Genomic DNA, 22,432 nt, shown 5'->3' with positions numbered 1-22,432 from the left:
TTTAATTAATCGATGGTGGCAACGACCGGTGCATGGTCGGAAGGCTGTTCCCACTTGCGCGGCACCCTGTCGATGATGCAGGCGCTGCAGCGCGCTACCAGGGCTGGCGAGAGCAAAATATGGTCGATGCGCAGGCCCTTGTTCAGGCGAAAGCCCAACTGACGGTAATCCCACCAGCTGAACGATTTGTCCGCCTGCTCGAACAGGCGGAAGGCGTCGGCCAGGCCGATGTCGAACAGGCGCTGCAGGGCGGCGCGTTCCTTGTCCGACACCAGTACCTGGCCGGCCCAGGCGACGGGGTCATGCACGTCGCGGTCATCGGGTGCGATGTTGTAGTCGCCTACCACGGCCAGTTGCGGATGCTGGCGCGCTTCTTCGGCCAGCCAGTCGTGCAGGGAGGCCAGCCAGCCCAGCTTGTATTCATATTTGTCGGAGTCGATACTCTGCCCATTGGGCACGTAGGCGCACACCACGCGCACACCGGCTATGGTGGCGGCCAGGATGCGCTGCTGCGCATCTTCATAAAGGGGATTATTCTTGACGACGTCGGTGATCGGCAGCTTCGACAGGATGGCCACGCCGTTATAGGTTTTCTGGCCGCTGAAGACGACCTGGTAGCCGGCCGCCTCGATCTCGGCGGCGGGGAATTTGTCATCGGTCAGTTTGGTTTCTTGCAGGCACAGTATGTCGACCGGGTTGTCGGCCAGCCACTGCAGCACTTGCGGCAGGCGCACTTTCAGCGAGTTGACGTTCCAGGTGGCGATTTTCATGGGGTAAATCCTTGTTTGATGGGCTGACGATAGGCGCGAATCTTACCGCATGCGTGTTACTGGCGTCCTGCCAGCCTGCTCGCCGTTTTTCGCCGGGGCTGTCACAGGCTGAAAATATGTGCAATTTTATTTGCCCTAGGGTAAAATTAATATAGAAAAAGTATTTATTTTTAGCCAATCGTGACGCATAAATATTATGTTTTTGTGTATCATTGATCAAGCCCTATGTTTGATTTGGCATAAGTGCTGTGATTGGTGCGCCACCTGTCGCTTTTTCATGCGATAAAGCTTAAAGTTTCTCGCTAAATCGCGATAAAAACTACTAAAATGGCAGAATGTAACAACTGTGTCACACAGATTTTGTTGCAGCTTATAACTAAACAAGTAGGAATCAGTTGTAATTGCTGTTCCGAATTACATGACCACTGTGCCGTGGGCGAATCGCAGAATTCGTCCGTAGGCGCCGCCAGACTTGTTATGCAAATTGCAGTACTACATGTTGGATACTATTTTGTTTCGTCAATAAATGGTACCATCTGGAAACATTGCAGTTTTAATAGTGAGACTTGCGCGTAGCATTTGCAAAGGAAGAAAATGCGAACTGCATTTGAAGCGTGGGCGCAGCGTGACGGCCACATTGTGCGGCGAAGAGAAGACAAGCCGGAAGAGTACCTGATTTTTGAAACCCAGCGCCGCTGGGTGATCTGGCAGGCTGCTTTGACGCATGGCAAGACGGCTACCAAGCCGCGCGTCAGTGCGGCTGAAAAGGCGGCCAAAGCCCAGGCGCAGCGCGCACTGGAAATCTCGTCCGACGAAGCCGCCGTGCGCAACAAAGTGCTCAATGAAGTACTTGAGGCCTTCAGCGGCGCCGATGGCGCAGCCGGCATGGAAAGCATTTTGAAAGTGATCCAGGGCCTGAAAATGAAGCAAAAGGCGCTGACTGACGAGAAGAGTGAAGATTCCACGGCTTGAGGGGACGGCGATGCGTTACCGGCATTACAAGGGCGGCATTTACGAACTGGTGTGCGAAGCCACGCTGGAATCTGATTTGACGCCCATGATCGTCTACCGCGCCGCTGATGGCTCGATCTGGACCCGGCCGAAAGACGTGTTCTTTCAGCTGATCGAGGTCGACGGTGTCATGGTGCAGCGTTTTGCTCCCATCAACTGATGCCTCACTGGGCGGACTCCATGAAAACATCCTTGCTGGCTAGTGCCTTGCTGCTCGGTTTGGCCTGTGCTGCGGCGCAGGCTGAAACGATCGGTTCCGTCGATACGGTGTTCAAGTTGATCGGCCCTGACCACAAGATCGTGGTGGAAGCGTATGACGACCCCAAGGTGGGCGGCGTCAGCTGCTATCTGTCGCGCGCCAAGACGGGCGGCATCAAGGGCGCCGTCGGCCTGGCGGAAGACAAGGCGGATGCAGCCGTCGCCTGCCGCCAGGTAGGGCCGTTGCAATTCAAGGGCAAGCTGCCGCAGCAGGAAGAAGTCTTCAGCGAGCGCGCTTCCATCTTTTTCAAGCATGTGCGCGTAGTGCGCATGGTGGACGCCAAGCGCAATGCGCTGGTCTACCTCGTGTATTCAGACCGCCTGGTCGATGGCAGCCCGAAAAACAGCGTCACTGCCGTCGCCGTGCCAGCTGACCAGCCTATCCCCGTACGCTGATCCTCCATGCGCCATCGCACCGCTATTGCCACTGTTGGATTGCTGTCCGCGCTGGGCGGCTGCGCCACGCTGACCGGCAACACCGACCAGATGGTGCTGGTGCAAACCATCCAGGATAACCGCGAACTATATGGCGCCGGGTGCATTCTCAGCAATGATGTGGGCAAGTGGTTTGTCACCACACCCGGCCGCATCACCATCCGCAAGAGCCAGGCTCCCTTGAAAGTCGATTGCAGGAAGACCGGTTCGCCGGCCGTCGTGACCGATAACACGATCGATCCCAAGCTCAATGGCAGCGTGTGGGGCAATGTGATCCTGACCCTGGGCGTCGGCTATTTTGTCGACCGCAATACGGGCGCCGGCTTCGATTACCCGTCCACCCTGACCATCATCATGCAAGACCCGGCGCGCATGGCGCCGCCGCCAGCACCAGTGGCTGCCAAGCCTGCAGCCGCGCCAGTTGAAGCGGTGCCGCAACCGGTAGTTCAGCCCAGGGTGACGCCGTCGCCGGTGCCGGATCCGGTCGTTTATTGAAATCCACCAGACATAAAAAAGCCGCCATGATTATTTATCATGGCGGCTTTTTTTCTGGATCAAAGGCTTATACGCGGTTGATCAGGAAGGTCGTCAGCAGAGGGACTGGACGTCCGGTCGCGCCTTTGGCAGCGCCCGATTTCCATGCCGTGCCGGCGATATCCAGATGGGCCCAGGTGTACTTCTTGGTGAAGTTTTCCAAAAAGGCCGCTGCCGTCACCGAACCGCCGCCTGGCGTGCCGATGTTGGCCAGGTCGGCGAAGTTCGATTTCAGCTGCTCGTTGTAAGCCTCTTCGATCGGCATGCGCCATGCGGTGTCGCTCGCTTGCTTGCCCGCTGCCAGCAACTCATTGGCCAATTGATCATGCGCTGCATCGCTGCGCGTAAACAGGCCGCTGTTGTGGTGGCCCAGCGCGATCACGCAGGCACCCGTCAGGGTGGCGATATCGACCACGGCTGCCGGCTTGAAGCGTTCGGCGTAGGTCAGCGCATCGCACAGTACCAGACGGCCTTCGGCATCCGTGTTCAGGATTTCAATCGTCAGGCCATTCATCGAGGTGACGATGTCGCCCGGTTTGGTGGCGCGGCCCGATGGCATGTTTTCGCAGGCGGCGATGACGCCGATCACGTTCAGCTTCAGGTTCATTTCGCCGATGGCGCGGAAGGTGCCCAGTACTGACGCAGCGCCGCACATATCGTATTTCATCTCGTCCATGCCAGGTCCGGCCTTGAGCGAGATGCCGCCCGTGTCGAAGGTGATGCCTTTGCCAACCAGGACCACTGGCGCATCCTTGGCCTTGCCACCCATGTGTTTCAGGACGATGAACTTCGGCGGCTGTTCGCTGCCGTTGGTGACCGACAGGAAGCTGCCCATTTTCAGCGCTTCGAGCTGTTTGCGGTCCAGTACTTCGACTTCAAACTTGTAATCCTTGGCCAGCTGCTTGGCCGTATTGGCCAGGTAGGTCGGGTTGGCGATGTTCGCTGGCAGGTCGCCCAGGGTGCGGGTCAGGTCCGAGCCGTTGGCGATGGCGGTCGCTTGTGCCAGTGCGCCGCGCGTAGCAGCCGTGGCAGGGGCTGACAGGACGATCTTGCGCACGCCCGCTGGTGCCGGGTCTTTCTTGCTCTTTTGCGTATCGTTGCGATACTCGCTATCGTGTGCGGCTTGCACCACGCAGCGGATCGCCCAATTGACGTCGCGCTCTTTCACTTCCTGCAGCGGTAATGCGATAATGGCGTCCGCAGCGCCCAGCGAGCCGAATGCCTTCAAGGCAGCTTGCACGCCGGTGGCGAAGCTTTTTTCGCTGACGGATTCATCGCTGCCCATGCCGACCAGCAGGACGCGGTCGGCGGTGACACCTTCCACGCCGCGCAGCAGCAACGTGCTGCCAGGTTTGCCGCTAATGTCGCCGGACTTCAGCGCAGCCGTAATGGCACCCTTGCTGTCCAGCGATTTTGCCGCTGGCGACAGTTTTTTGTTTTCGAATACCGCAACCGCGATGCATCCGCTTTTGGCAGTGGCCAGGGTGCTCTTGGTATCGAATGCTTTTATGCTAAAGTCCATTTTGTTCTCCGTTTTCATTTACTAGTAACGTGTTACTCAACTAACTGACCCGAATTATAAACTCCGAATGATCTTTCAACGCGCCCTTCGACGTGAATTGGCTAGTGCCGCCGGGGCCACCTTCACTGTTTTATTCAGCATTCTGCTAACCTGGATGCTGATCGGCATACTCGGCAAGGCCGCAGGCGGCAAGATCGCCTCGTCCGACGTCCTGTCCCTGATCGTCTTTTCCGCGCTGATGCAGCTGCCCACGATCCTCATCCTCACCGGTTTCATCGCGGTGCTGATGGTGGTCACGCGCAGTTACCGCGAATCGGAAATGGTGGTGTGGTTCGCCTCGGGCCTGAGCCTGCGGCGCTGGATCTGGCCGGTGCTCAGTTTTGGATTGCCGCTGGTGCTGCTGACGGCCGTCCTGAGCCTGTACGCCACGCCATGGGCGCAGAAAAAAAGCGATGAATATGTGACGCGCTTTGAAAAACGTGAAGATTTGCAAAAAGTCACGCCGGGCCAGTTCCGCGAGTCGGCCGGCAGCAACCGTATCTTCTTCGTCGAAGGCGCCAGCGGCGAGAAAAACCTGGTGCATAACGTATTCGTCAATACTGTCGATGAGAAGGGCAGTGCCGTGGTCGTCGTCGCCAGGGAAGGCGTGATCAATACCGATCCCAAGGGCCAGCGCTTCCTGGTGCTCAAAAATGGCCGCCGCTACCAGGGGACGCCGACCCAGCCCGATTTCCAGACCATGGAGTTCGAGCAGTACATCATGCGCATCGAGAGCAAGCAGCAAGACCTGGGCGCCGACCTGGGCGTGCGCGCCATGAGCACCATGGCGCTGGTGCGCGATCCGAATCCCTACACCATGGCCGAATTGTTATGGCGGCTCAGCGCGCCGCTGATCGCCCTGATGCTGATCCTGCTGGCCATTCCGCTGGGCTTCGTCAATCCGCGCGCCGGCAGTTCGGCCAACCTGATCGTGGCCCTGCTGATCTTCTTCACCTACAGTAACCTGATCAAGGTGGCCGAGGCCAGCGTGAAGCAGGGACGGGTGGGCTTTGGCGTGGCCTGGTGGCCCTTGCACCTGCTGGCGGCGCTGGCTGTGGTGGCCCTGTTTGCGTGGCGCCTGAATGTGAATCACCGCTATCATCCGCTGGTGCTGCTGGCGTCCTTCAAGCGTGCTCGCCGCAGCGGCAACACATGTAAAAAAGCGGATCCGAAATGAAGATTTTACAGCGCTATTTCGCCGTCTCGATATTCCAGGCGGTCTTCTTCGTCCTGCTGGCATTCCTGGCGTTGCAGGCTTTTATTGACCTGACGGCCGAACTGCCCAAGGTGGGCAAGAACGGCTATACCATCCAGTACGCCTTTTTGTATGTGCTGGTGCTGTTGCCGGGCCACGTGTATGAAGTGATGCCGATTGCTGCCCTGATCGGCACCATTTATACGATGGCGCAGTTTGCGGCCAGTTCCGAATTTACCATCATGCGCGCGTCCAGCATGTCGACTGCCATGGCGGCCGGTTTCCTGTTCCGCATCGGTATCGTCTTCGTCGTCATCACCTTTTTGTTTGGCGAGGTGATCACGCCGCGCACCGAGCCGCTGGCCGAACGGATCAAGCTGGCGTCCAGCGGTGCGGCCGTATCGAGTGAATTCCGTTCCGGCCTGTGGACCAAGGACATGGTCAAGAGCGACGGCCTGACGGGCACCGTCACCGGTTCGCGCTTTTTCAACGTGGGCGAGGCGCGTCCGGACGGCCAGCTGAAAAACGTCAAGCTGTATGAATTCGATGCCAATATGCGCTTGCGCACGCTGACCATCGCCACCAGCGCGACTTACCAAGGACAGAATGTCTGGCGCTTGATGGACGTGACCGAAACCTCGTTCTCGAACAGTGCGACCGTCAAGCCCGGTTATGAACCCAAGCTGGAAAATTACTATGGCCAGGAAACCAGCCTGGTGAAAACCGTGAAAAGCGCCAGCAAGGACATGGTGTCGGAAGTGACGCCGAAGATCCTGACCGTGTCGGCCTCCGATCCTGACCGCATGTCGGCCAGCGAACTGGCGGTCTACACGCGCCACCTGGCCGAAAACAAGCAGGAAACCGAACGTTTCCGCATCGCTTTCTGGAAAAAACTGATCGACCCGCTGGCCATTTTCGTGCTGATGGCGCTGGCGCTGCCGTTCGCCTACATGCATACGCGCAGCGGCGGCATCAGTCTGAAGATCTTCATCGGCATCATGATCGGCGTGAGCTTCATGCTGGTCAATACCCTGTTTTCGCATTTGGGCTTGCTCAGCACCTGGCCGGCCTTTTTGACGGCGGTGGCGCCGAGTACCCTGTATCTGCTGCTGGCGCTGGGGGCGCTATGGTGGGTGGAGCGGCATTGATGGACGAACTTCACTCCGAAAAGCAGGCGCTGGTCCTGTTCGCGCATGGCGCGCGCGCCGCTTCCTGGGCTGCGCCATTCGAACGCCTGCGCGACCTGACGCAAGCGCGCCTGCCCGAGACCAGCGTGCACTTGGCCTTCCTTGAATTGATGACACCACGTCTGCCTGAACTGGTGCAGTCGCTACTCGATGCGCTACCCGGCGAGGCCACCCTGGACGTCACCGTGGTGCCCGTCTTCCTGGGGCAGGGTGGCCACGTGCTGCGCGACTTGCCGCTGCTGGCAGAACAACTGCGCCACGATCATCCACGCCTGCGCCTGAAGGTGGTCGAGGCCGTGGGCGAAAATGCCCAGGTGCTGGCCGCCATCGCCGACTATTGCGTGGCCGCTCCCGGTTCACCAGGCGACGCTTGAGCGCGATCGATATCGTCTATCTGTGGGTCGATGGCGCCGACCCTGCGTGGCGCGCGCGCCGGCAGCAAGCGTATGCGGTATGGGCCGAGAATCATGCCGGCAAGCTGGCGCTGCATGGCAATGTGGCGGGCCGCTACCGCGACAACGGCGAGCTGCGCTACAACCTGCGGGCGCTGGAAAAATTCTTCCCCGATCACGGCCATATCTATCTGGTGACGGACCGCCAGGTGCCGGCCTGGCTACGTGCATCGGCGCGCTTGAGCGTGATCGACCACGCCAGCCTGATGCCGGCCGGTGCGCTGCCCGTCTTCGATTCCGGCCATATCGAATCGTATCTGCACCATATCCCCGGCCTGTCCGAGCGGTTTCTGTATTTTAATGACGACGTATTCCTGGGGGCGCCGTTCGAGCCTGCGCTGTGGTTTGGCGAGGCAGATGATGGCTTGAGCGTATTTACGGAAAGTGCGCCAGCGCCGGCGTTTGACAGCTTGCGGCCCGATGTGGCGGCGCCTGTCAATTGCGCCACCTTGTCGCGGCACTGGCTGTCGGCGAAGTATGCCGGTTATGAGCACGCGCCGTGCCTGTATGCGCATGCACCGCGGCCCATGCTGAAGAGCCGCTTGCATGAACTCGAGGCGCTGGCGCCAGGGATGTTCGCCAGCGTGCGCCAGACCGTGTTCCGCACCTGGCAGCGGCCTGCCTTGCTGCCCGACCTGGTGCCGCGCTGGATGGTGTATATGGGCTATGCGCATCAGCAGATTCTCGATCCGCTGCATGTCGCCAGCGGCGCGGACGATGCATCCGAGGCTTTGCGTCAATTGGTGGGGCGCTTTGGTGAACTGCCTTTTTTCTGCATCAACGATACCTGCGACGAGGCGGAAGACAACGATCCGCGCCTGCTGCGTGTAGCCGCTAGCTTGCAGCAGTTGCTGCCACAGCCATCCTCGTTCGAGCTGGAATCAGCCTAGGCCCGCAATGCCAGCTTAGGCAGGTCCACGCTCTGCGTCACCCGCGTAGCCATCGCTTCGCCCAGCATCACCAGCACCGGACCTTGCGTCGTGCCCAGTCCTTGTGCCAGATCGCTCAACACCATACGCACGATGCGCTGCTCGGGGCGGCTGCAGTTTTCGATGACGACCACCGGCGTGCCGGCAGGCCGGCCCTGGACCAGCAAGCGTTGCGCGGTGGCGATGGCTTCGCGTCCACCCATGTATTGGACCAGCGTGTCGCAGTCGGGGATGGCTGCCTGCTCCGGCTGGTCCGGCGCTGTACTCGACGTAAAAAAAGCCACGCTGCGCGAAACGCCACGCTTGGTCAGCGGCTGCAATGTGGCGGCGGCGGCGGCCAGCGCGGTGGTAATGCCGGGCACCACTTCCACTTCGATGCCGGCTTCTTCCAGGGCGCGCAATTCTTCATCGGCGCGGCCGAACAGCATCGGGTCGCCGCCTTTCAGGCGCACCACGATGGCGTGCTTGCGGGCGTTGTCGACCAGCTGCTTGTTGATGAAAGCCTGCGCCGTCGACAACTGGCCGCAGCGCTTGCCGACCAGGATTTTCTGCGCCTGTGGACACAGCTCCAGCATCTCTTGCGTCACCAGTGCATCGTGCAGCACTACGTCGGCCTGCGCCAGCAGGCGCGCGCCGCGCAGTGTCATCAAGTCTTGCGCGCCGGGGCCGGCGCCCACCAGATAGACCTTGCCTGGCAGAGATGTGGAGTTGTTCATGGTTTTTGCCTTCCCTATACCTTCTTTAGCCGACTCGAATCATGCCGGCCGCGACGGTTTGGTGCGTGACTTCATCGATCAGGATAAACGCACCGGTGGCGCGGATATCGGCGTACGCGTCGGCCGCCAGCGCTTGCTGCACGTTCAAGCTGATGCGGGCGATGTCGTTCAGCTTCAAACCATCGGCCGGGTGGCGCTGCTGCGTGTTGATGTCGAGGATAGAGTCGATGGCCGTTACCTTGGCGGCAGTCTGTTTCGTGCCATGCTTGATCCAGTATTTGCGGCGCAAGTCCAGGCCATCTTCGGACAGCCAGCACACATCGGCCACTACCTGTTTGAGCAGGGTGGCAGGGCGGTCGCTGCCAGCCAGCAGGTCGCCGCGCGAAATGTCCAGGTACTCGTTCAGCAGCAGGGTCACGGACTGGCCTACCACCGCGCTTTGCAGCGAGCCGTCGAGCGTGACGATATCCTTGACGGTGGCCGTCTGGCCCGAGGGTTGCACCACCAGCGTATCGCCGATGCTGACCTTGCCCGCTTCGATGCGGCCCATATAGCCGCGGAAATCGTTCGCTTCGTGGCCGTTGTGGCGCGCCACCAGCTGCACCGGGAAGCGGAATGGCGCATCGTGCGATTCATCGTAGACGGACAAGGACTCCAGCAGTTCGATCAGGGTCGGTCCCTGGTACCAGCCCAGTTTGTCGCCACGCTCGACCACGTTGTCGCCAGTGAGGGCGGACAGCGGGATCGGCGTGATGTCTTTCAAACCCAGCGACTGGGCGAATGTACGGTAGGCAGCCACGATGCGGTCATATACCGTTTGATCGTAGTCGACCAGGTCCATCTTGTTGACGGCGACCACCACGTGCTCGATCTGCAGCAAATGGGCAATCGTCGAATGGCGCTTGGTCTGTATCAGCAGCTCCACGCTGCCGTCGTCACCGAGTTTGACTTTCGACACATCGATCAGGATGATCACCGCGTCGGCCGTCGAAGCACCGGTGACCATATTGCGCGTGTACTGTTCATGGCCAGGCGTGTCGGCGATGATGAATTTGCGTTTCGGCGTGGCGAAGTAGCGGTAGGCCACGTCGATGGTGATGCCTTGTTCGCGTTCCGCTTCCAGGCCGTCCGTCAGCAGCGACAAGTCGACCGTGTCTCCCACTGTGCGCTTGTGCTTGGAGCGCGACATGGCGTCGAGCTGGTCGGCGAAGATGCCCTTGCTGTCGAACAGCAAGCGGCCGATCAGGGTGCTCTTGCCATCATCGACGGAACCGGCCGTGATAAAGCGCAGCATGCCGCGTTCAACGCTATCGGTGAGTGTGGTGTTCAGGACTGCTGCGTTCATTAGAAATACCCTGCTTTCTTGCGTTTTTCCATCGAGGCTTCGGAGGTCTGGTCATCCATGCGGGTGGCGCCCCGTTCCGTAATTTGCGTGATTGCCGTTTCGGCGATGATGGCGTCAACTGTCGCCGCGTCCGACGATACGGGGCAGGTGCACGAAATATCGCCGACAGTGCGGAAGCGCACGATCTGCGTTTCCACCGTTTCGCCGTCGCGTACGGGCGTCAGGTCGGTCAGCGGCACCAATAAACCGTTGCGCGGAATCACCTGGCGCTCATGGGCGAAATAGATCGGCGGCAGTTCCAGCTTTTCGCGGGCGATGTATTGCCACACGTCCAGCTCGGTCCAGTTCGAGATCGGAAAGACGCGCATGTTTTCACCGGGATGGACGCGGGTGTTATACAGGTCCCACAGCTCCGGGCGCTGGGCTTTCGGGTCCCAGGCACCAAATTCGTCGCGGAACGAGAAAATGCGTTCCTTGGCGCGGGCTTTTTCTTCATCGCGGCGGGCGCCACCGATGCAGGCGTCAAAACCGTGTTCGGCGATGGTTTCGAGCAAGGTCACCGCTTGTGCCGCATTGCGTGAATCGGTGGCCGGATTGCGCAGGCGCACCGTACCCCGTTTGATCGAATCTTCGACTGAGCCGACGATCAGGCGCTCGCCCAGCTCTGCCACTTTTTTGTCGCGGAAGGTAATGACTTCCGGGAAGTTGTGGCCCGTGTCGATATGCACGAGAGGAAATGGGAACTTGCCTGGACGGAAGGCTTTTTCAGCCAGGCGCAGCAGGACGACGGAATCCTTGCCGCCCGAAAACAGCAGGGCGGGGTTGGCCGATTCGGCCGCCACTTCGCGCAAGATGTGGATGGCTTCCGATTCAAGGCTGTCGAGGTGACGCTGGTTCAAAATATTGCTCATATTGGATGCTTTCTTGTTCTGCAGAATCTATTGCGGAATACTGAGTTGCTTCAGGCTGCCACGGATTTGATGCGTATGAGTTTGCCGTCCACCATGTGCAAGCCGCATTCCTTGGAGTCGGGGTTTTCCCACCACCAGCGCCCGGCCCGCACATCTTCGCCCGGTTCGATGGCGCGCGTGCATGGTTCGCAGCCTATCGATGGATAACCCTGGTCGTGCAGCGCGTTATACGGCACGTCGTTGGCGCGGATATAGGCCCATACATCTTCTTCCGACCAGTCCGCCAGCGGATTGAATTTCGTCATGGCGTGTGCCGCGTCATCTTCCTGCACGTGCAGTTCGGCGCGCGTAGTCGACTGGGCGCGGCGCTGGCCCGTGACCCAGGCCTTGTTGCCGGCCAGCGCACGGCCCAGCGGCTCGACCTTGCGGATGCGGCAGCACTCGCGGCGCATCTCGACGCTGTTGTAAAACGCGTTTAGTCCATGCTGTTCCACGTAGGCGGCCACGGCGTCCGGCTGCGGACGGTACAGGGTGATGTCATGCTCGTAACGGGTCTTGACCTTGTCCAGCACGGCCAGGGTTTCCTGGTGCAGGCGGCCCGTCTCCAGCGAAAAGATGCCGATTGGCAGCTTCGCTTTCAGGATCATGTCGGTCAGCACCATGTCTTCGGCTGCCAGGCTAGAGGCAAACACGGCTGGCGAAAACTCGGCAGCGATACGTGTCAGCGTTTGCTGGGTAGCGTCGATTAAAGTAGAAAGATCGCTCATGGCAATTCCTCAGATACCGGCCGCGTTGTCGAGGTCAGGATTCTGGCCTTCGCGGTGGTGGCGGCGGAACAGCGGCGACTTCTGGTCCCACGAAGCCTGGTAGGTTTCTGAAAAGACCGACAACCCTTTCAATGCGTCATGGATGCTGCGGTCTGGGCGCGTGGCATAGGCGTCGAAACCGACCCTGTGCATGGAAAACAGCTGGTCGCGCAGCACGTCGCCGATGGCGCGTAATTCACCCGTGTACGCCAGGCGGGCGCGCAAATTAAACGCGATGGAATAACCGCGGCCATCGGTGAACTTGGGAAAGTCGATGCCGATCACAGTCAGTTGCTGTATATCAGCAGCCAACTCTTCGGGCCGCTCATCGCTGGCCAGCCACACGCCGATCTCGGGCAGGCGCGTCGCCAGGGCGGCGTGCTGCGCTTTCCATACGCTCAAGGGCACGATGGCCTTGCCGGCCGGCACGACTACCGTTTCCGGCGTGTCGCCCTCGTCCAGGCGCAGCAAGCCCCAGTCATTGGCCACCACGGCCGCGTTCTTGATGATTTCTTCGCGTACTTCAAACATATTCGTCTTCTCCCACCAGGTTGCCGACGGTGATCGGCGTTGCATATACGTGTTCCTTGAACGGCGCCAGGCCCAGGCGCTGGGCGGTGTCGACGAAACGTTCGTCTTCGTAGCGGTCGCGCACGTAGACGTGCAGCAGGCGCGCGATGACTTCCGGCATTTGCAAGGCGGAGAACGATGGTCCGATGATCTTGCCGATGGCGGCGTGGTTGCCCTGCGCGCCGCCGATCGACACTTGATACCATTCGCTGCCATCCTTGTCCACGCCAAGGATGCCGATGCTGCCCACGTGATGGTGGCCGCAGGCATTGATGCAGCCCGAAATGTTCAGCTCGATTTCGCCGATGTCATGCTGGAAATCGATGTTGTCGAAACGTTCGGCAATCGCGGCGGCGATCGGCAGCGACTTGGCGTTGGCCAGCGAACAGAAATCGCCACCCGGGCAGCAGATCATGTCGGTCAGCAAACCGATATTTGGCGTGGCCAGGCCGTGCGTCTTGGCTTCCTGCCACAGTTTGAACAGTTTCGACTGTTCCACGTCGGCCAGCACCAGGTTTTGCTCATGCGTGACGCGCAATTCGCCAAAGCTGTAGCGGTCGGATAAATCAGCCACGAAGTCGATCTGCTCGGCCGTCGCGTCGCCTGGCGGCACGCCGGTTTTCTTCAGCGACAGCACCACGGCCACGTAACCGGGGCGCTGGTGCGGCTTGACGTTGCGGGCCAGCCAATTGGTATAAGCCTTGTTGTCGGCGTGTTCGCCAGCGTAATCGAGATCCGGCAGGGCGGCATAGGCGGGCGGCTGGAAGAAGTCGGCCACCCGCTGCATTTCCTCGACCGTCAAGGTTTCCGGACCATCTTTCAAGTCGGCCCATTCCTCTTCCACCTGGCGCGTGAATTCTTCCACGCCGATTGCCTTGAGCAAGATCTTGATGCGTGCCTTGTATTTGTTGTCGCGGCGGCCGTGCAGGTTGTACACGCGCATGATCGCCTGCACATAGGTCAGCATATGCTGCCATGGCAGGAAGTCGCGTACCACGCTGCCCAGGATAGGCGTGCGGCCCATGCCGCCACCCGCCATCACCTTGAAGCCCACTTCGCCGGCGTCATTGCGCACGGCCGTCAAGCCGATATCATGCACGGCGATGGCGGCGCGGTCTTCTTCGGCGCCATTGATGGCAACCTTGAACTTGCGCGGCAAGGCGATGAATTCCGGGTGGAAGGTGCTCCATTGGCGCAGCACTTCCGCATACGGGCGCGGATCGATGATTTCATCGGCCGCGACGCCTGCAAACGGGTCGGATGTTGTATTACGGATACAATTTCCGGAGGTCTGGATCGCGTGCATTTCCACCGACGCCAGGTCGGTCAGGATATCGGGCGTCTGTTCCAGCTCGATCCAGTTGAACTGGATATTCTGGCGCGTGGTGAAGTGGCCATAACCGCGGTCGTATTTGCGCGCGATATGGGCAAACATGCGCATCTGTTTCGACGACAGCAAGCCGTACGGCACCGCGATGCGCAGCATATAGGCATGGCGCTGCATGTACAGGCCATTTTGCAGGCGCAGCGGAATGAATTCCTCTTCCGTCAGTTCATTGGCGAGTCGGCGTGCAACCTGGTCGCGGTATTGCGCGATGCGTTCTTTGACGATGAGGTGGTCATACTGATCGTAGTGGTACATATCGAGTCCTAAAAAAGCCGGGGTGCTGGAAAGTTGCCTGGGTTATATTTTTTACTGAAAAATGTTCTTTTAATACACTCTTTAATAGATTAGCTTCACGGCGACCGCGGTCAAGGTCATCGCCAGCAAGGCTCTTAAAAACTTTTCCGGTACCGCGCGGGCGACCCAGGAACCGAGGGTGATGCCGGGCAGGGAGCCGATCAGCAGGGAAAACAATAATTCCCAGTGGATGGAACCCAGCCACCAGTGACCGAGCGCGGCAATCGCCGTCAGCGGCACGGCATAGGCGATATCGGTGCCTGCCACTTCGGCTGAACTCATGCGCGGATACAGCATCACCAGCAAGGTCGCGCCGATCGCCCCGGCGCCGATGGACGACACCGTCACCAGAATGCCCAGCACGGCTCCGGAAATGATGGTGGCCGTTGCAAGCTTGTTGCCTTGCAATTGTTTTTCAGGCCGGGCATTGATCCAGGCCAGCATACGGCCCTTGAACAGCAGCGCTACCACAGTCAGCAACACCGAGGCGGCAATCGAATAACGGATGATCTGGCCGATTTCCGGCGACAGGGTGCCAAACGACTTCAAGGCCAGGGTAGCGACGACGGCGGCGGGCAGGGCGCCGATGCACAGCAGTTTCACGATATCCCAGCGCACGGTGCCGCGCACCCGGTGCGTCAGAGTGCCGGCGCTCTTGGTAATCGAGGCAAAGGCCAGGTCGGTACCGACGGCAACCGAGGGCGCGACGCCAAACAGCAGTGTTAACAGGGGTGTCATCAGCGAACCTCCGCCCACGCCAGTCATTCCGACCAGTAATCCAACGGCAAATCCTGAGACTATATAAGACAAAGTCATGCTTGTACCCCCAAAGTACCCGCAATAGTAATAAACTTAGTGTTTAATCCAAACTACTAAGTACGCATTTGCTTATATGCGATATGGGTATATGCATGAACGTAAAATCATGGGTAGGGCGGAAACTCCGGCAAACCACCGCAATCTAGGGCAAAACCAGCAATGAACCTCCATCAACTGCGCTTCGTGCGCGAAGCGGTCCGGCAGAATTACAACCTGACCGACGCCGCCAAGGCCTTGTTCACGTCGCAGCCTGGCGTGTCGAAGGCCATTATCGAGCTGGAAGAAGAGCTGGGCGTGGATATTTTCACACGCCACGGCAAACGCATCCGTGGTTTGACGGAGCCAGGCCGGCTGGTGCTGGAATCGGTTGAACTGGTGATGCAGGAAATCGACAGCATGAAGCGTATCGGCAAGGAATATGCGGCCCAGGATAGCGGCAGCTTTACAATTGCCACCACGCATACGCAGGCGCGCTACACCTTGCCCAAGGTGGTGCAGGCTTTCATGATCAAGTTTCCCAAGGTGCGGTTATCCTTGTTGCAAGGCAACCCGCGCCAGATCGCCGAGATGGTGCAGCGCGACCAGGCCGACCTGGCGATTGCCACCGAATCGATTGCCGCCATCGATGGCCTGATCACCTTGCCGTGTTACCAGTGGGAACACGTGGTGGTGGTGCCGGCCGAGCATCCACTGCTGAAATCGAAGTCCGTGACCCTGGAAGAAATTGCCGCCTACCCACTGATTACCTATGACAGCGCGTTCGCCGGGCGCAACAAGATCGACCATGCTTTCGTGCTGCGCGGCTTGAAACCGGATGTCTTGCTCGAAGCCATCGATGCCGACGTAATCAAGACTTATGTCGAGTTGGGCATGGGGATTGGTATCATAGCGGGTATGGCGTTTGATGCCGAGCGCGACAAAGGCTTGCGCGCTATCCCTGTGGGCCACTTGTTCGGCATGAATGTGTCGCGTGTGGCCGTCAAGCAGGGCGCGTATTTGCGCAGCTATATCTATACCTTTATCGAGCTGCTGACCCCGACCCTGAACCGCAAATTGATAGAGCAGGCGATGAGCGGCGATAAAGAACATTACGAACTATAACAATGCCTGACAAGGCCGGGTGTGTTGCCCGGCCAGGACTATATTTAAGAGAAGAAACATGATTACCGATCAGCTTGCCCAGTATTACGCCACCATCGCGCAGCAGTACGAGCGCGTCTATGACAAGCCCGAGCGCCAGGAAGACCTGGAAGTATTGCGTGAGAAAGTTGCCGATGCCTTGGAAGGCCATACCGTGCTGGAACTGGCTTGCGGCACCGGTTACTGGACGGAAGTGATTGCCGAGACCGCCGATGCCGTGCTGGCCACCGACATCACGGATGAAATGCTGGCGCTGGCCCAGAAGCGCGGCTTGCCGGAGAGTGTGACGTTTGCCAAGGTCGACGCCTTCAATTTGCCCAACGGCCTGGAAGGCAAGTTCACCGCCGTGTTCGCCGGGTTCTGGTGGTCGCATGTCAAGCGCGAAGACCAGGACAAGTATTTGAAGCAACTGCGCAGCAAGCTGGGCAAGGATATCTTGCTGGTGCTGATCGACAACTCCTATGTCGATGGCAGCAGCACGGTGATCGCGCGCACTGACCTGGAAGGCAATACCCACCAGTTCCGCACGACGGATGCCGGCGAGCGTTATGAAGTGCTGAAAAATTTCCCTTCGGATAGCCACTTGCGCAAGAAGTTTGCCTACTCGGCCCGTGAAATTCGCATGAAACGTCTTGAGTATTACTGGTTGCTGAGCTGCCGCTTGAAGTAAGGCTGGCTAGAACTGCAGTATCAGACCGCCCACGGGCGGTTTTTTTTCGCCTGTTCTCTAAGAATTATGGCCGAACTCATTGTCAAATTTAATTGCAAAAATGATTGTGTAAAAAAACAACAGTTGTCGTTGTCATATTGTTGAAGCATTTACTAGGCATGATTCGGTTCGGTATCCAAGCAGCAACAAATCTTGTTCAACTTAATATAGAGAATCTCAAGTGAAAAAAATTACTCTGGCAGCACTGATCATCGGCGCCTTCGCCACTTCCGTACAGGCGCAATCGAATGTGACCGTCTACGGCGTAGTCGACCTGGGTATCGCCAAGACCACGGGCGGTGCATTGCTGGAACGTGAAAACCAAGCTTCGCGTATTGGCTTCAAAGGCACGGAAGATCTGGGTAATGGCTTGAAAGCCATCTTCAACCTGGAAAATGAATTCAAGGCTGACACCGGCGCACAAGCGACCACCAACACCCTGTTTGACCGTCAGGCATGGGTAGGCCTGACCGGTGACTTTGGTACCGTCTACCTGGGCCGCACCAAGGACTTGATCGATGGCACCCTGGCGCGCGTCGATCCATTCAACACCTATGGCGTGATCGGCAAGATCAATGAGCCAGTGATGCGTGGCGGCCAATCGCCGAACGGCGCCCAAGCCATTCCAAGCGCCTCGGTGGTTGGCGTATCGCGCGTCAGCAATTCCGTGACCTACAACAGCCCATCGTTCAGCGGCTTCGTCGTCAGCGGTCAATATGTTGCCAGCGAAATTAAAGATGCGGATTCGGGTTTCACCGTACTGGCCACGTTTGACGACGGCCCAGCCAGCGCACACGCCGGCTACCAGAAAAAAGTGCAGAGCGCAGCCAATGCGATTCCTGAACCTAAATTGTGGATCGTCGGCGGCGGCTACAAATTCGGCCCAGCCAAAATCACCTTCGATTACTCGAAAGCCGATACCGATGCAGCCGCGACCGGCACCTTCAAGAACTTCTTGCTGGGCCTGGCTTACGATATCGGCGGCGGTGCGATCAAGGCTAGCTATGTGAAACAAAAGCAAGATAGCAGCACGGTGAGCGGCAAGGAAACGGCCAAGGCCTACGGCCTGGGCTACGACTACCCACTGTCGAAACGTACTGCCGTGTACGGTTACGCTGGCCGCGACCAGTTCAGTGAAAAATCGGTGTACCAACTGGGTATGACCCACAAGTTCTAAGCAACACCGGCACTTGATAGAAAAGAAAGGCGCCCTTCGGGGCGCCTTTTACTTAGTGCTGGGCTATTCGATTATTCTGCTTCCACCTCTTCTGTATAAATGGGCAGCAAGATATCGATGCGTGTGCCGGCCAGGTCACTGTCGGCGCCGATCTGGATATTGCCGTTCAAGCCCCAGACTCTTTCGCGCATGCCCAGTAAACCCAGCGAAGCTGCTTTTTCCAGGTCCCGGTCGGCAATGCCTTTGCCGTCATCCTGTATCGTAATGGCCAGGCTGGAATCGATGCGGTGCAGGGCAATCGTGATATGGCTCGCTTCTGCATGGCGCGCGATGTTGGTCAGCGCCTCTTGCACGATGCGGTAGACGGCCGTGCTGCGGATATCGTCGAGCACCAGTTCGGCTTCGTCGGCCAGTAAGTCGAAGTGGACCACCTGGCGCAGCAGGAAATCCTGACGCAGTTTTTGCAGGGCAAAATAGAGCCCCCCTTCATCAAGCGCGCGCGGCCGCAGGTTGCCGGCGATGCGGCGCAGCGAGCTGATCGCGGTCACCAGCAAGCCGTCCATGCGTAGCAGCAGCTTTTGCAAGGCGGGCGTCATGTCGGCATGCTGCTGTGCCAATGTCAGGTCGACGCGCAAGGTGGCCAGCAATTGTCCGAGGTCGTCATGCAGCTCGCGCGCGATATGCCGGCGCTCTTCTTCGCGTATGGTTTGCAGGGCGTTCGATAATTCACGCAGTTGCGAAAATGAACGTGCCAGCTGCTCATGCACCTGCTTGCGCGCGCTGATGTCGCGCACCAGGATGGTATACACCCCCAGCTCGCCTTCCTGTATGCCCGACAGCGATCCCTCCAGTGGAAACAAGGCGCCATCGCTGCGCCTGCCAGTGAGGGTGTAATCGGTGGCGCGCCGGCCAGCCAGGCGCAATTCCTGGCGGATATCGCTAAATGGCCCGTCGCCTTCGCCGCTGTCCAGGTTGCGTAAATCGCGCAGGATGAAATGCCCGAGCGGCATGCCACGCATGGCTTGCACCGTGCCGCCGAACAGGCTGGCTGCGGTGCGGTTGGCGTGCAGGATGATTTGCCTGCTGTCGACACTGATGATGGCTACGCTGGCGTTGTCGATGATGGACTGATCCCGTTTTTTTTGCTGCCGGGCAGATGGCGGCTGGTAGTGCAGATACAGCATGGCGGCGAGGGAGGCCGCCAGGCCGAGTGGCAAAAAGCGCGACAGTCTGGAGTGGCCTTGGGTCGGCATATGCGGCTCCTGGCGACGAATCAATGACTCAATGAGTTGACTCTAGGCCAGTTCGCGGGAAGGGGCTTGATGTGGCGCAGGGAACGCCGCACCGGTTGGGGCCGGGCGGCGGAAGGGGCGTGTTTACATTTGCTTGAACAGGTGCAGGAAGCTGCGGCTCACTTCCAGCTTGTCGGTCTTGCCTTTGATTAGCACCAGATGGCGGCCGCGGATATCGCGCGTGACACCTTCAATCGCATTCACGTTGACCAGCGTGGCGCGGTGGATTTGCCAGAACAGCGATGGGTCGAGTTCTTCGGCCAGGTCGCGCACTGGTTTGCGGATCAGTGCTTCATATTTGGCAGTTTGCACGCAGGTATATTTTTCGTCCGAGCGGAAGAAGAGGATCTCTTCCACCGGGATCATGCGCAAATCCTGGCCTATGCTGGCCTGTATCCATTGCAAATAAGCAGGTTTGGCCTTGGCCGTAATCTTTTCCGCCAATTGCGACAACATGGCCGTCACGCTGCTGTTGACGTCCAGTGCGGGCTTGTTTAAATGGGTCTTCAGGCGTTCTACCGTCACCAGCAGGCGTTCGTGCTCAGGCGGTTTGAGCACATAGTCGACAGCGCCCCGTTCGAAGGCTTCGACCGCGTGGCTATCGTAGGCCGTGACGAACACGATATGGCTCTTGCTGCCGATCACTTGCGCCGCTTCCATGCCAGTCTTGCCCGGCATGCGGATATCGAGGAAGGTAAAGTCCGGATTCAGTTGCTCGACCAGTTCAATCGCTTCGTCGCCATTCTTGGCTTCGCCGATGATTTCCAGTTCGGGCCAGGCCTGACCCAGGCGCAAACGCAGCTGGTCGCGCATCAGTCTTTCGTCGTCGGCAATAATAGCGGTAGGCATAGTCGTTTATGTGTCTCGTGAAAATTGATTATTCAATGAATTAGCGTTTTTATCAACTGCTCCGTGATTTTCTGTGATCTTATTTGGACAGTTGCTTATTTAGACAGTTGATAGGGCACCTCGATCACGGCGCATACGCCGCTCGGTTGATTTGGGGTGATAGTCAGGCTGCCCTGGTCGCCGTGCAACAGTTTCAGGCGTTCACGAATGGTCGGCAAGCCCAGGCCCGTGCCATCGCTGGGGACGGCGCCAAAGCCGAGCCCATCGTCGGTGACGGTGACACGCAGCTTGCTGTGGGCGACATCGGCAACGATGCGCAGGGTGCCGCCTTCCGGTTTGACTTCCAGGCCATGCTTGATGGCGTTTTCCACCATAGATTGCAGCATCATCGGCGGGAAGGCGGCGCTGCGCAAACCGTCGGGTATCTGGAAATCGACCGTCAGGCGTTCTTCCATGCGCATTTTGAGCAGGTTCAAATAGGCTTGCACCATGTCTGCCTCCCGGCCCAGATTGGTGATCAGGGCGTTGTCGCGCATTTGCGGCAAGACTGCCCGCAAGTACTGGATCAGGCTACGCTGCATCTTGGCGGCGCGCGGCGGATCGGTCTGGATCAGGTGCTCGACTGAAGCGAGCGTGTTGAACAGGAAGTGCGGTTCGACTTGCGCCTGCATCATTTGCATCTTCGCTTCACTGAGCTGGCGCTGCATGGAGGCGCGTTCGGCCGCTTCATTGGCAGTCACAGTTTCCGCTTCCGCCCGCTTCTTGCCGCCAACCAGTGCTTTCATGGCAAACAGGGCCAGCACCAGCAAGGATACAAAGCTCTTGAACCAGGTGGATGCTTGCTTGTGATAACGCGATACTTTTTGTTCGGCCGCATCGTCCACGGCTTCTTCGATGGCGTTTGACAACTCTTCGCCGATTTGCGGCGGCAACTCAATATGCACCTCTTCACCGGAAGCATTGGTGGTCACCGGGTAATTCGGTTTGGCGGGGGCGGCGGGTGGCTTGGGTGGTGCAGGCGGCTCTGTCCTTTGTTCGCCTTCAGTCGTGTTGTCATCCTTGTCGGGAGTGTCAGGAGTGTCGGGTGTCTCGCTGGCGCTGTTGCGGCGGTTTTTGCTGCTGCGCGGATTGAAATGGATACCCGTATCGTCGATCAGGATATTGGTATCGCCGCTGCCCTTGCTGGCGCGCTTGTGCGAGTTGATCACCACTTCTTCGTCGGCCCCAGAGGAAAACAACTCATCTTGCAGGATGGAGCCGGCAATCAGTGCCAGGGCGGCGAACAGAAAAAACTTCCACCAGGATAACTGGGTGACCCAGGTCGTGGTCGCGTCGAATCCCCGTTGCAGCCAGGCGAGAATGGCTTTCAATAATTGTGGCGGGCTGGAAATCGGAAACATGGAGACGCTTTCAGGTGCAAGAGTTAATCGACGCAGCGGGCAAGTTTAACTGAATGCCCATTGTAATTTGCGCTATCGTTGTTCTGCGTCAGAATCGGATGTTGCCACTCTGCCGCAAGTTGCGGTGGGGCGCCATGGAGATGCGACAGGCTGCATAAAACGCACGCTGAAGTGAAGTGGGGCTGGCTGGGCGGTATCTGTAAATAACCCTTGCGGCGACTGCGGGCCTTGGCTATAATTCGCCCCCTCGCTGAACGACGCATGCAAATGCAGAGTGAAGTAGAGAAAAAGAAGGAGTTGACGGACGTAGCGAATTGCTTCATACTCTTCCTTCTTCGCAGCTGACAAACACAACGCTTTGTCGATAGCGCGAAAGCAGTAACCGAATTGAGTTCTTTAACAATTAACAGTCGATAAGTGTGGGCATTTGATGGAAGTGCAGCGCTGCGTAAGCAGCGTAAAACTTAAAATATCAAATGTTCACAAGAAATAATGAAATAGGATACTTCTTCGGAAGTAGCCTGTCAGTTTTTTGAGTGAGCAAACACCTCGCAATGCGAGGGGTTTGAACTAGTTAAATAGTTCGGCCATGCCGGTAAAACGGCAAAGTAACAGAGATTAAACTGAAGAGTTTGATCCTGGCTCAGATTGAACGCTGGCGGCATGCCTTACACATGCAAGTCGA

At 58.4% G+C, this 22,432-nt stretch carries 23 protein-coding genes and 1 rRNA gene; 12 read left to right on the top strand and 12 right to left on the bottom strand.

Going from position 1 to position 22,432, the window contains the following annotated elements; translation table 11 throughout:
- Positions 1-5: 5 nt before the first annotated feature.
- Entirely contained in the window at positions 6-770 is a 765-nt protein-coding gene (gene xth / locus HDE75_RS16510) for an exodeoxyribonuclease III (RefSeq protein ID WP_183678217.1), read from the bottom strand.
- 594 nt (positions 771-1,364) lie between these two features.
- Between xth and HDE75_RS16505 the strand changes: the two genes are divergently transcribed.
- Genes HDE75_RS16505 through HDE75_RS16490 form a run of 4 tightly spaced genes read left to right on the top strand, consistent with a single transcriptional unit; the run spans position 1,365 to position 2,969 of the window.
- Positions 1,365-1,742: a hypothetical protein gene (locus tag HDE75_RS16505; RefSeq protein ID WP_183678215.1), complete on the top strand. Its 378-nt coding sequence runs from the start codon at positions 1,365-1,367 to the stop codon at positions 1,740-1,742.
- 10 nt (positions 1,743-1,752) lie between these two features.
- Positions 1,753-1,941 carry a DUF1653 domain-containing protein gene (locus HDE75_RS16500; protein WP_094445380.1) on the top strand — a complete coding sequence of 63 codons (189 nt, stop codon included), beginning with the start codon at positions 1,753-1,755 and terminating at the stop codon, positions 1,939-1,941.
- 20 nt (positions 1,942-1,961) lie between these two features.
- Positions 1,962-2,435 (top strand): CreA family protein, encoded by a 474-nt coding sequence (locus HDE75_RS16495; RefSeq protein WP_183678213.1) that lies wholly within the window; start codon positions 1,962-1,964, stop codon positions 2,433-2,435.
- A gap of 6 nt (positions 2,436-2,441) precedes the next feature.
- Complete coding sequence (locus tag HDE75_RS16490; protein WP_183678211.1) at positions 2,442-2,969, top strand: hypothetical protein; 528 nt, start codon at positions 2,442-2,444, stop codon at positions 2,967-2,969.
- 67 nt (positions 2,970-3,036) lie between these two features.
- Here the strand turns inward: HDE75_RS16490 and HDE75_RS16485 are convergent, their stop codons facing one another.
- Positions 3,037-4,530 (bottom strand): leucyl aminopeptidase, encoded by a 1,494-nt coding sequence (locus HDE75_RS16485; RefSeq protein ID WP_183678209.1) that lies wholly within the window; start codon positions 4,528-4,530, stop codon positions 3,037-3,039.
- Positions 4,531-4,597: 67 nt separating this feature from the next.
- On the opposite strand from HDE75_RS16485, the gene lptF reads away from it, so the two are divergent.
- From lptF to HDE75_RS16465, 4 genes are read left to right on the top strand one after another with little or no spacing between them, the layout of a single operon-like run.
- On the top strand, positions 4,598-5,746 hold the full coding sequence (gene lptF, locus HDE75_RS16480) for an LPS export ABC transporter permease LptF (RefSeq protein ID WP_183678207.1): 1,149 nt from the start codon (positions 4,598-4,600) through the stop codon (positions 5,744-5,746).
- Entirely contained in the window at positions 5,743-6,912 is a 1,170-nt protein-coding gene (gene lptG / locus HDE75_RS16475) for an LPS export ABC transporter permease LptG (RefSeq protein ID WP_183678205.1), read from the top strand. The genes lptF and lptG overlap by 4 nt, the downstream gene beginning before the upstream one ends.
- Positions 6,912-7,325 carry a sirohydrochlorin chelatase gene (locus HDE75_RS16470; RefSeq protein ID WP_183678203.1) on the top strand — a complete coding sequence of 138 codons (414 nt, stop codon included), beginning with the start codon at positions 6,912-6,914 and terminating at the stop codon, positions 7,323-7,325. Before lptG ends, HDE75_RS16470 begins: the two co-directional genes overlap by 1 nt.
- Complete coding sequence (locus tag HDE75_RS16465; RefSeq protein WP_260174185.1) at positions 7,322-8,293, top strand: Stealth CR1 domain-containing protein; 972 nt, start codon at positions 7,322-7,324, stop codon at positions 8,291-8,293. The genes HDE75_RS16470 and HDE75_RS16465 overlap by 4 nt, the downstream gene beginning before the upstream one ends.
- On the opposite strand, the gene cobA is transcribed toward HDE75_RS16465, so the two are convergent.
- From cobA to HDE75_RS16430, 7 genes are all read right to left on the bottom strand, one after another.
- Entirely contained in the window at positions 8,290-9,048 is a 759-nt protein-coding gene (cobA, locus tag HDE75_RS16460; protein WP_183678199.1) for a uroporphyrinogen-III C-methyltransferase, read from the bottom strand. The genes HDE75_RS16465 and cobA overlap by 4 nt on opposite strands.
- Positions 9,049-9,073: 25 nt before the next feature.
- Entirely contained in the window at positions 9,074-10,393 is a 1,320-nt protein-coding gene (locus HDE75_RS16455) for a sulfate adenylyltransferase subunit 1 (protein ID WP_183678197.1), read from the bottom strand.
- On the bottom strand, positions 10,393-11,304 hold the full coding sequence (cysD, locus tag HDE75_RS16450; protein WP_183678195.1) for a sulfate adenylyltransferase subunit CysD: 912 nt from the start codon (positions 11,302-11,304) through the stop codon (positions 10,393-10,395). Before cysD ends, HDE75_RS16455 begins: the two co-directional genes overlap by 1 nt.
- Positions 11,305-11,354: 50 nt before the next feature.
- Complete coding sequence (locus HDE75_RS16445; RefSeq protein ID WP_183678194.1) at positions 11,355-12,071, bottom strand: phosphoadenylyl-sulfate reductase; 717 nt, start codon at positions 12,069-12,071, stop codon at positions 11,355-11,357.
- Between the two features lie 9 nt (positions 12,072-12,080).
- Complete coding sequence (locus HDE75_RS16440; protein WP_183678192.1) at positions 12,081-12,641, bottom strand: DUF934 domain-containing protein; 561 nt, start codon at positions 12,639-12,641, stop codon at positions 12,081-12,083.
- Positions 12,634-14,322 carry a nitrite/sulfite reductase gene (locus HDE75_RS16435; protein ID WP_183678190.1) on the bottom strand — a complete coding sequence of 563 codons (1,689 nt, stop codon included), beginning with the start codon at positions 14,320-14,322 and terminating at the stop codon, positions 12,634-12,636. Before HDE75_RS16435 ends, HDE75_RS16440 begins: the two co-directional genes overlap by 8 nt.
- 81 nt (positions 14,323-14,403) lie before the next feature.
- On the bottom strand, positions 14,404-15,177 hold the full coding sequence (locus HDE75_RS16430) for a sulfite exporter TauE/SafE family protein (RefSeq protein WP_183678188.1): 774 nt from the start codon (positions 15,175-15,177) through the stop codon (positions 14,404-14,406).
- 162 nt (positions 15,178-15,339) lie between these two features.
- On the opposite strand from HDE75_RS16430, the gene HDE75_RS16425 reads away from it, so the two are divergent.
- The 3 genes from HDE75_RS16425 to HDE75_RS16415 all read left to right on the top strand — a co-directional run bounded on the left by HDE75_RS16425 (position 15,340) and on the right by HDE75_RS16415 (position 18,206).
- Positions 15,340-16,281 carry a CysB family HTH-type transcriptional regulator gene (locus HDE75_RS16425; protein WP_183678186.1) on the top strand — a complete coding sequence of 314 codons (942 nt, stop codon included), beginning with the start codon at positions 15,340-15,342 and terminating at the stop codon, positions 16,279-16,281.
- Between the two features lie 58 nt (positions 16,282-16,339).
- A complete protein-coding gene (locus HDE75_RS16420) occupies positions 16,340-16,990 on the top strand; it encodes a class I SAM-dependent methyltransferase (protein ID WP_183678185.1) in 651 nt (216 codons plus the stop codon).
- Between the two features lie 220 nt (positions 16,991-17,210).
- Positions 17,211-18,206: a porin gene (locus tag HDE75_RS16415; RefSeq protein WP_183678183.1), complete on the top strand. Its 996-nt coding sequence runs from the start codon at positions 17,211-17,213 to the stop codon at positions 18,204-18,206.
- A 71-nt stretch (positions 18,207-18,277) separates the two neighbouring features.
- Here HDE75_RS16415 and HDE75_RS16410 read toward each other — a convergent pair whose 3' ends face one another.
- From HDE75_RS16410 to HDE75_RS16400, 3 genes are all read right to left on the bottom strand, one after another.
- Complete coding sequence (locus HDE75_RS16410; protein WP_183678181.1) at positions 18,278-19,459, bottom strand: PAS domain-containing sensor histidine kinase; 1,182 nt, start codon at positions 19,457-19,459, stop codon at positions 18,278-18,280.
- Between the two features lie 123 nt (positions 19,460-19,582).
- Positions 19,583-20,347, bottom strand: a complete 765-nt coding sequence (locus tag HDE75_RS16405; protein ID WP_183678180.1) for a LytR/AlgR family response regulator transcription factor — start codon at positions 20,345-20,347, stop codon at positions 19,583-19,585.
- Between the two features lie 95 nt (positions 20,348-20,442).
- Positions 20,443-21,747, bottom strand: a complete 1,305-nt coding sequence (locus HDE75_RS16400) for a sensor histidine kinase (protein WP_183678178.1) — start codon at positions 21,745-21,747, stop codon at positions 20,443-20,445.
- 620 nt (positions 21,748-22,367) lie between these two features.
- Here HDE75_RS16400 and HDE75_RS16395 point away from each other — a divergent pair.
- A 16S ribosomal RNA gene (locus HDE75_RS16395) occupies positions 22,368-22,432 on the top strand; the annotation flags it as partial.

The organism is Janthinobacterium silvisoli (genome assembly GCF_014200725.1).
GTDB lineage: Bacteria > Pseudomonadota > Gammaproteobacteria > Burkholderiales > Burkholderiaceae_D > Janthinobacterium.
This window is presented reverse-complemented; position numbering and strand designations above follow the sequence as displayed.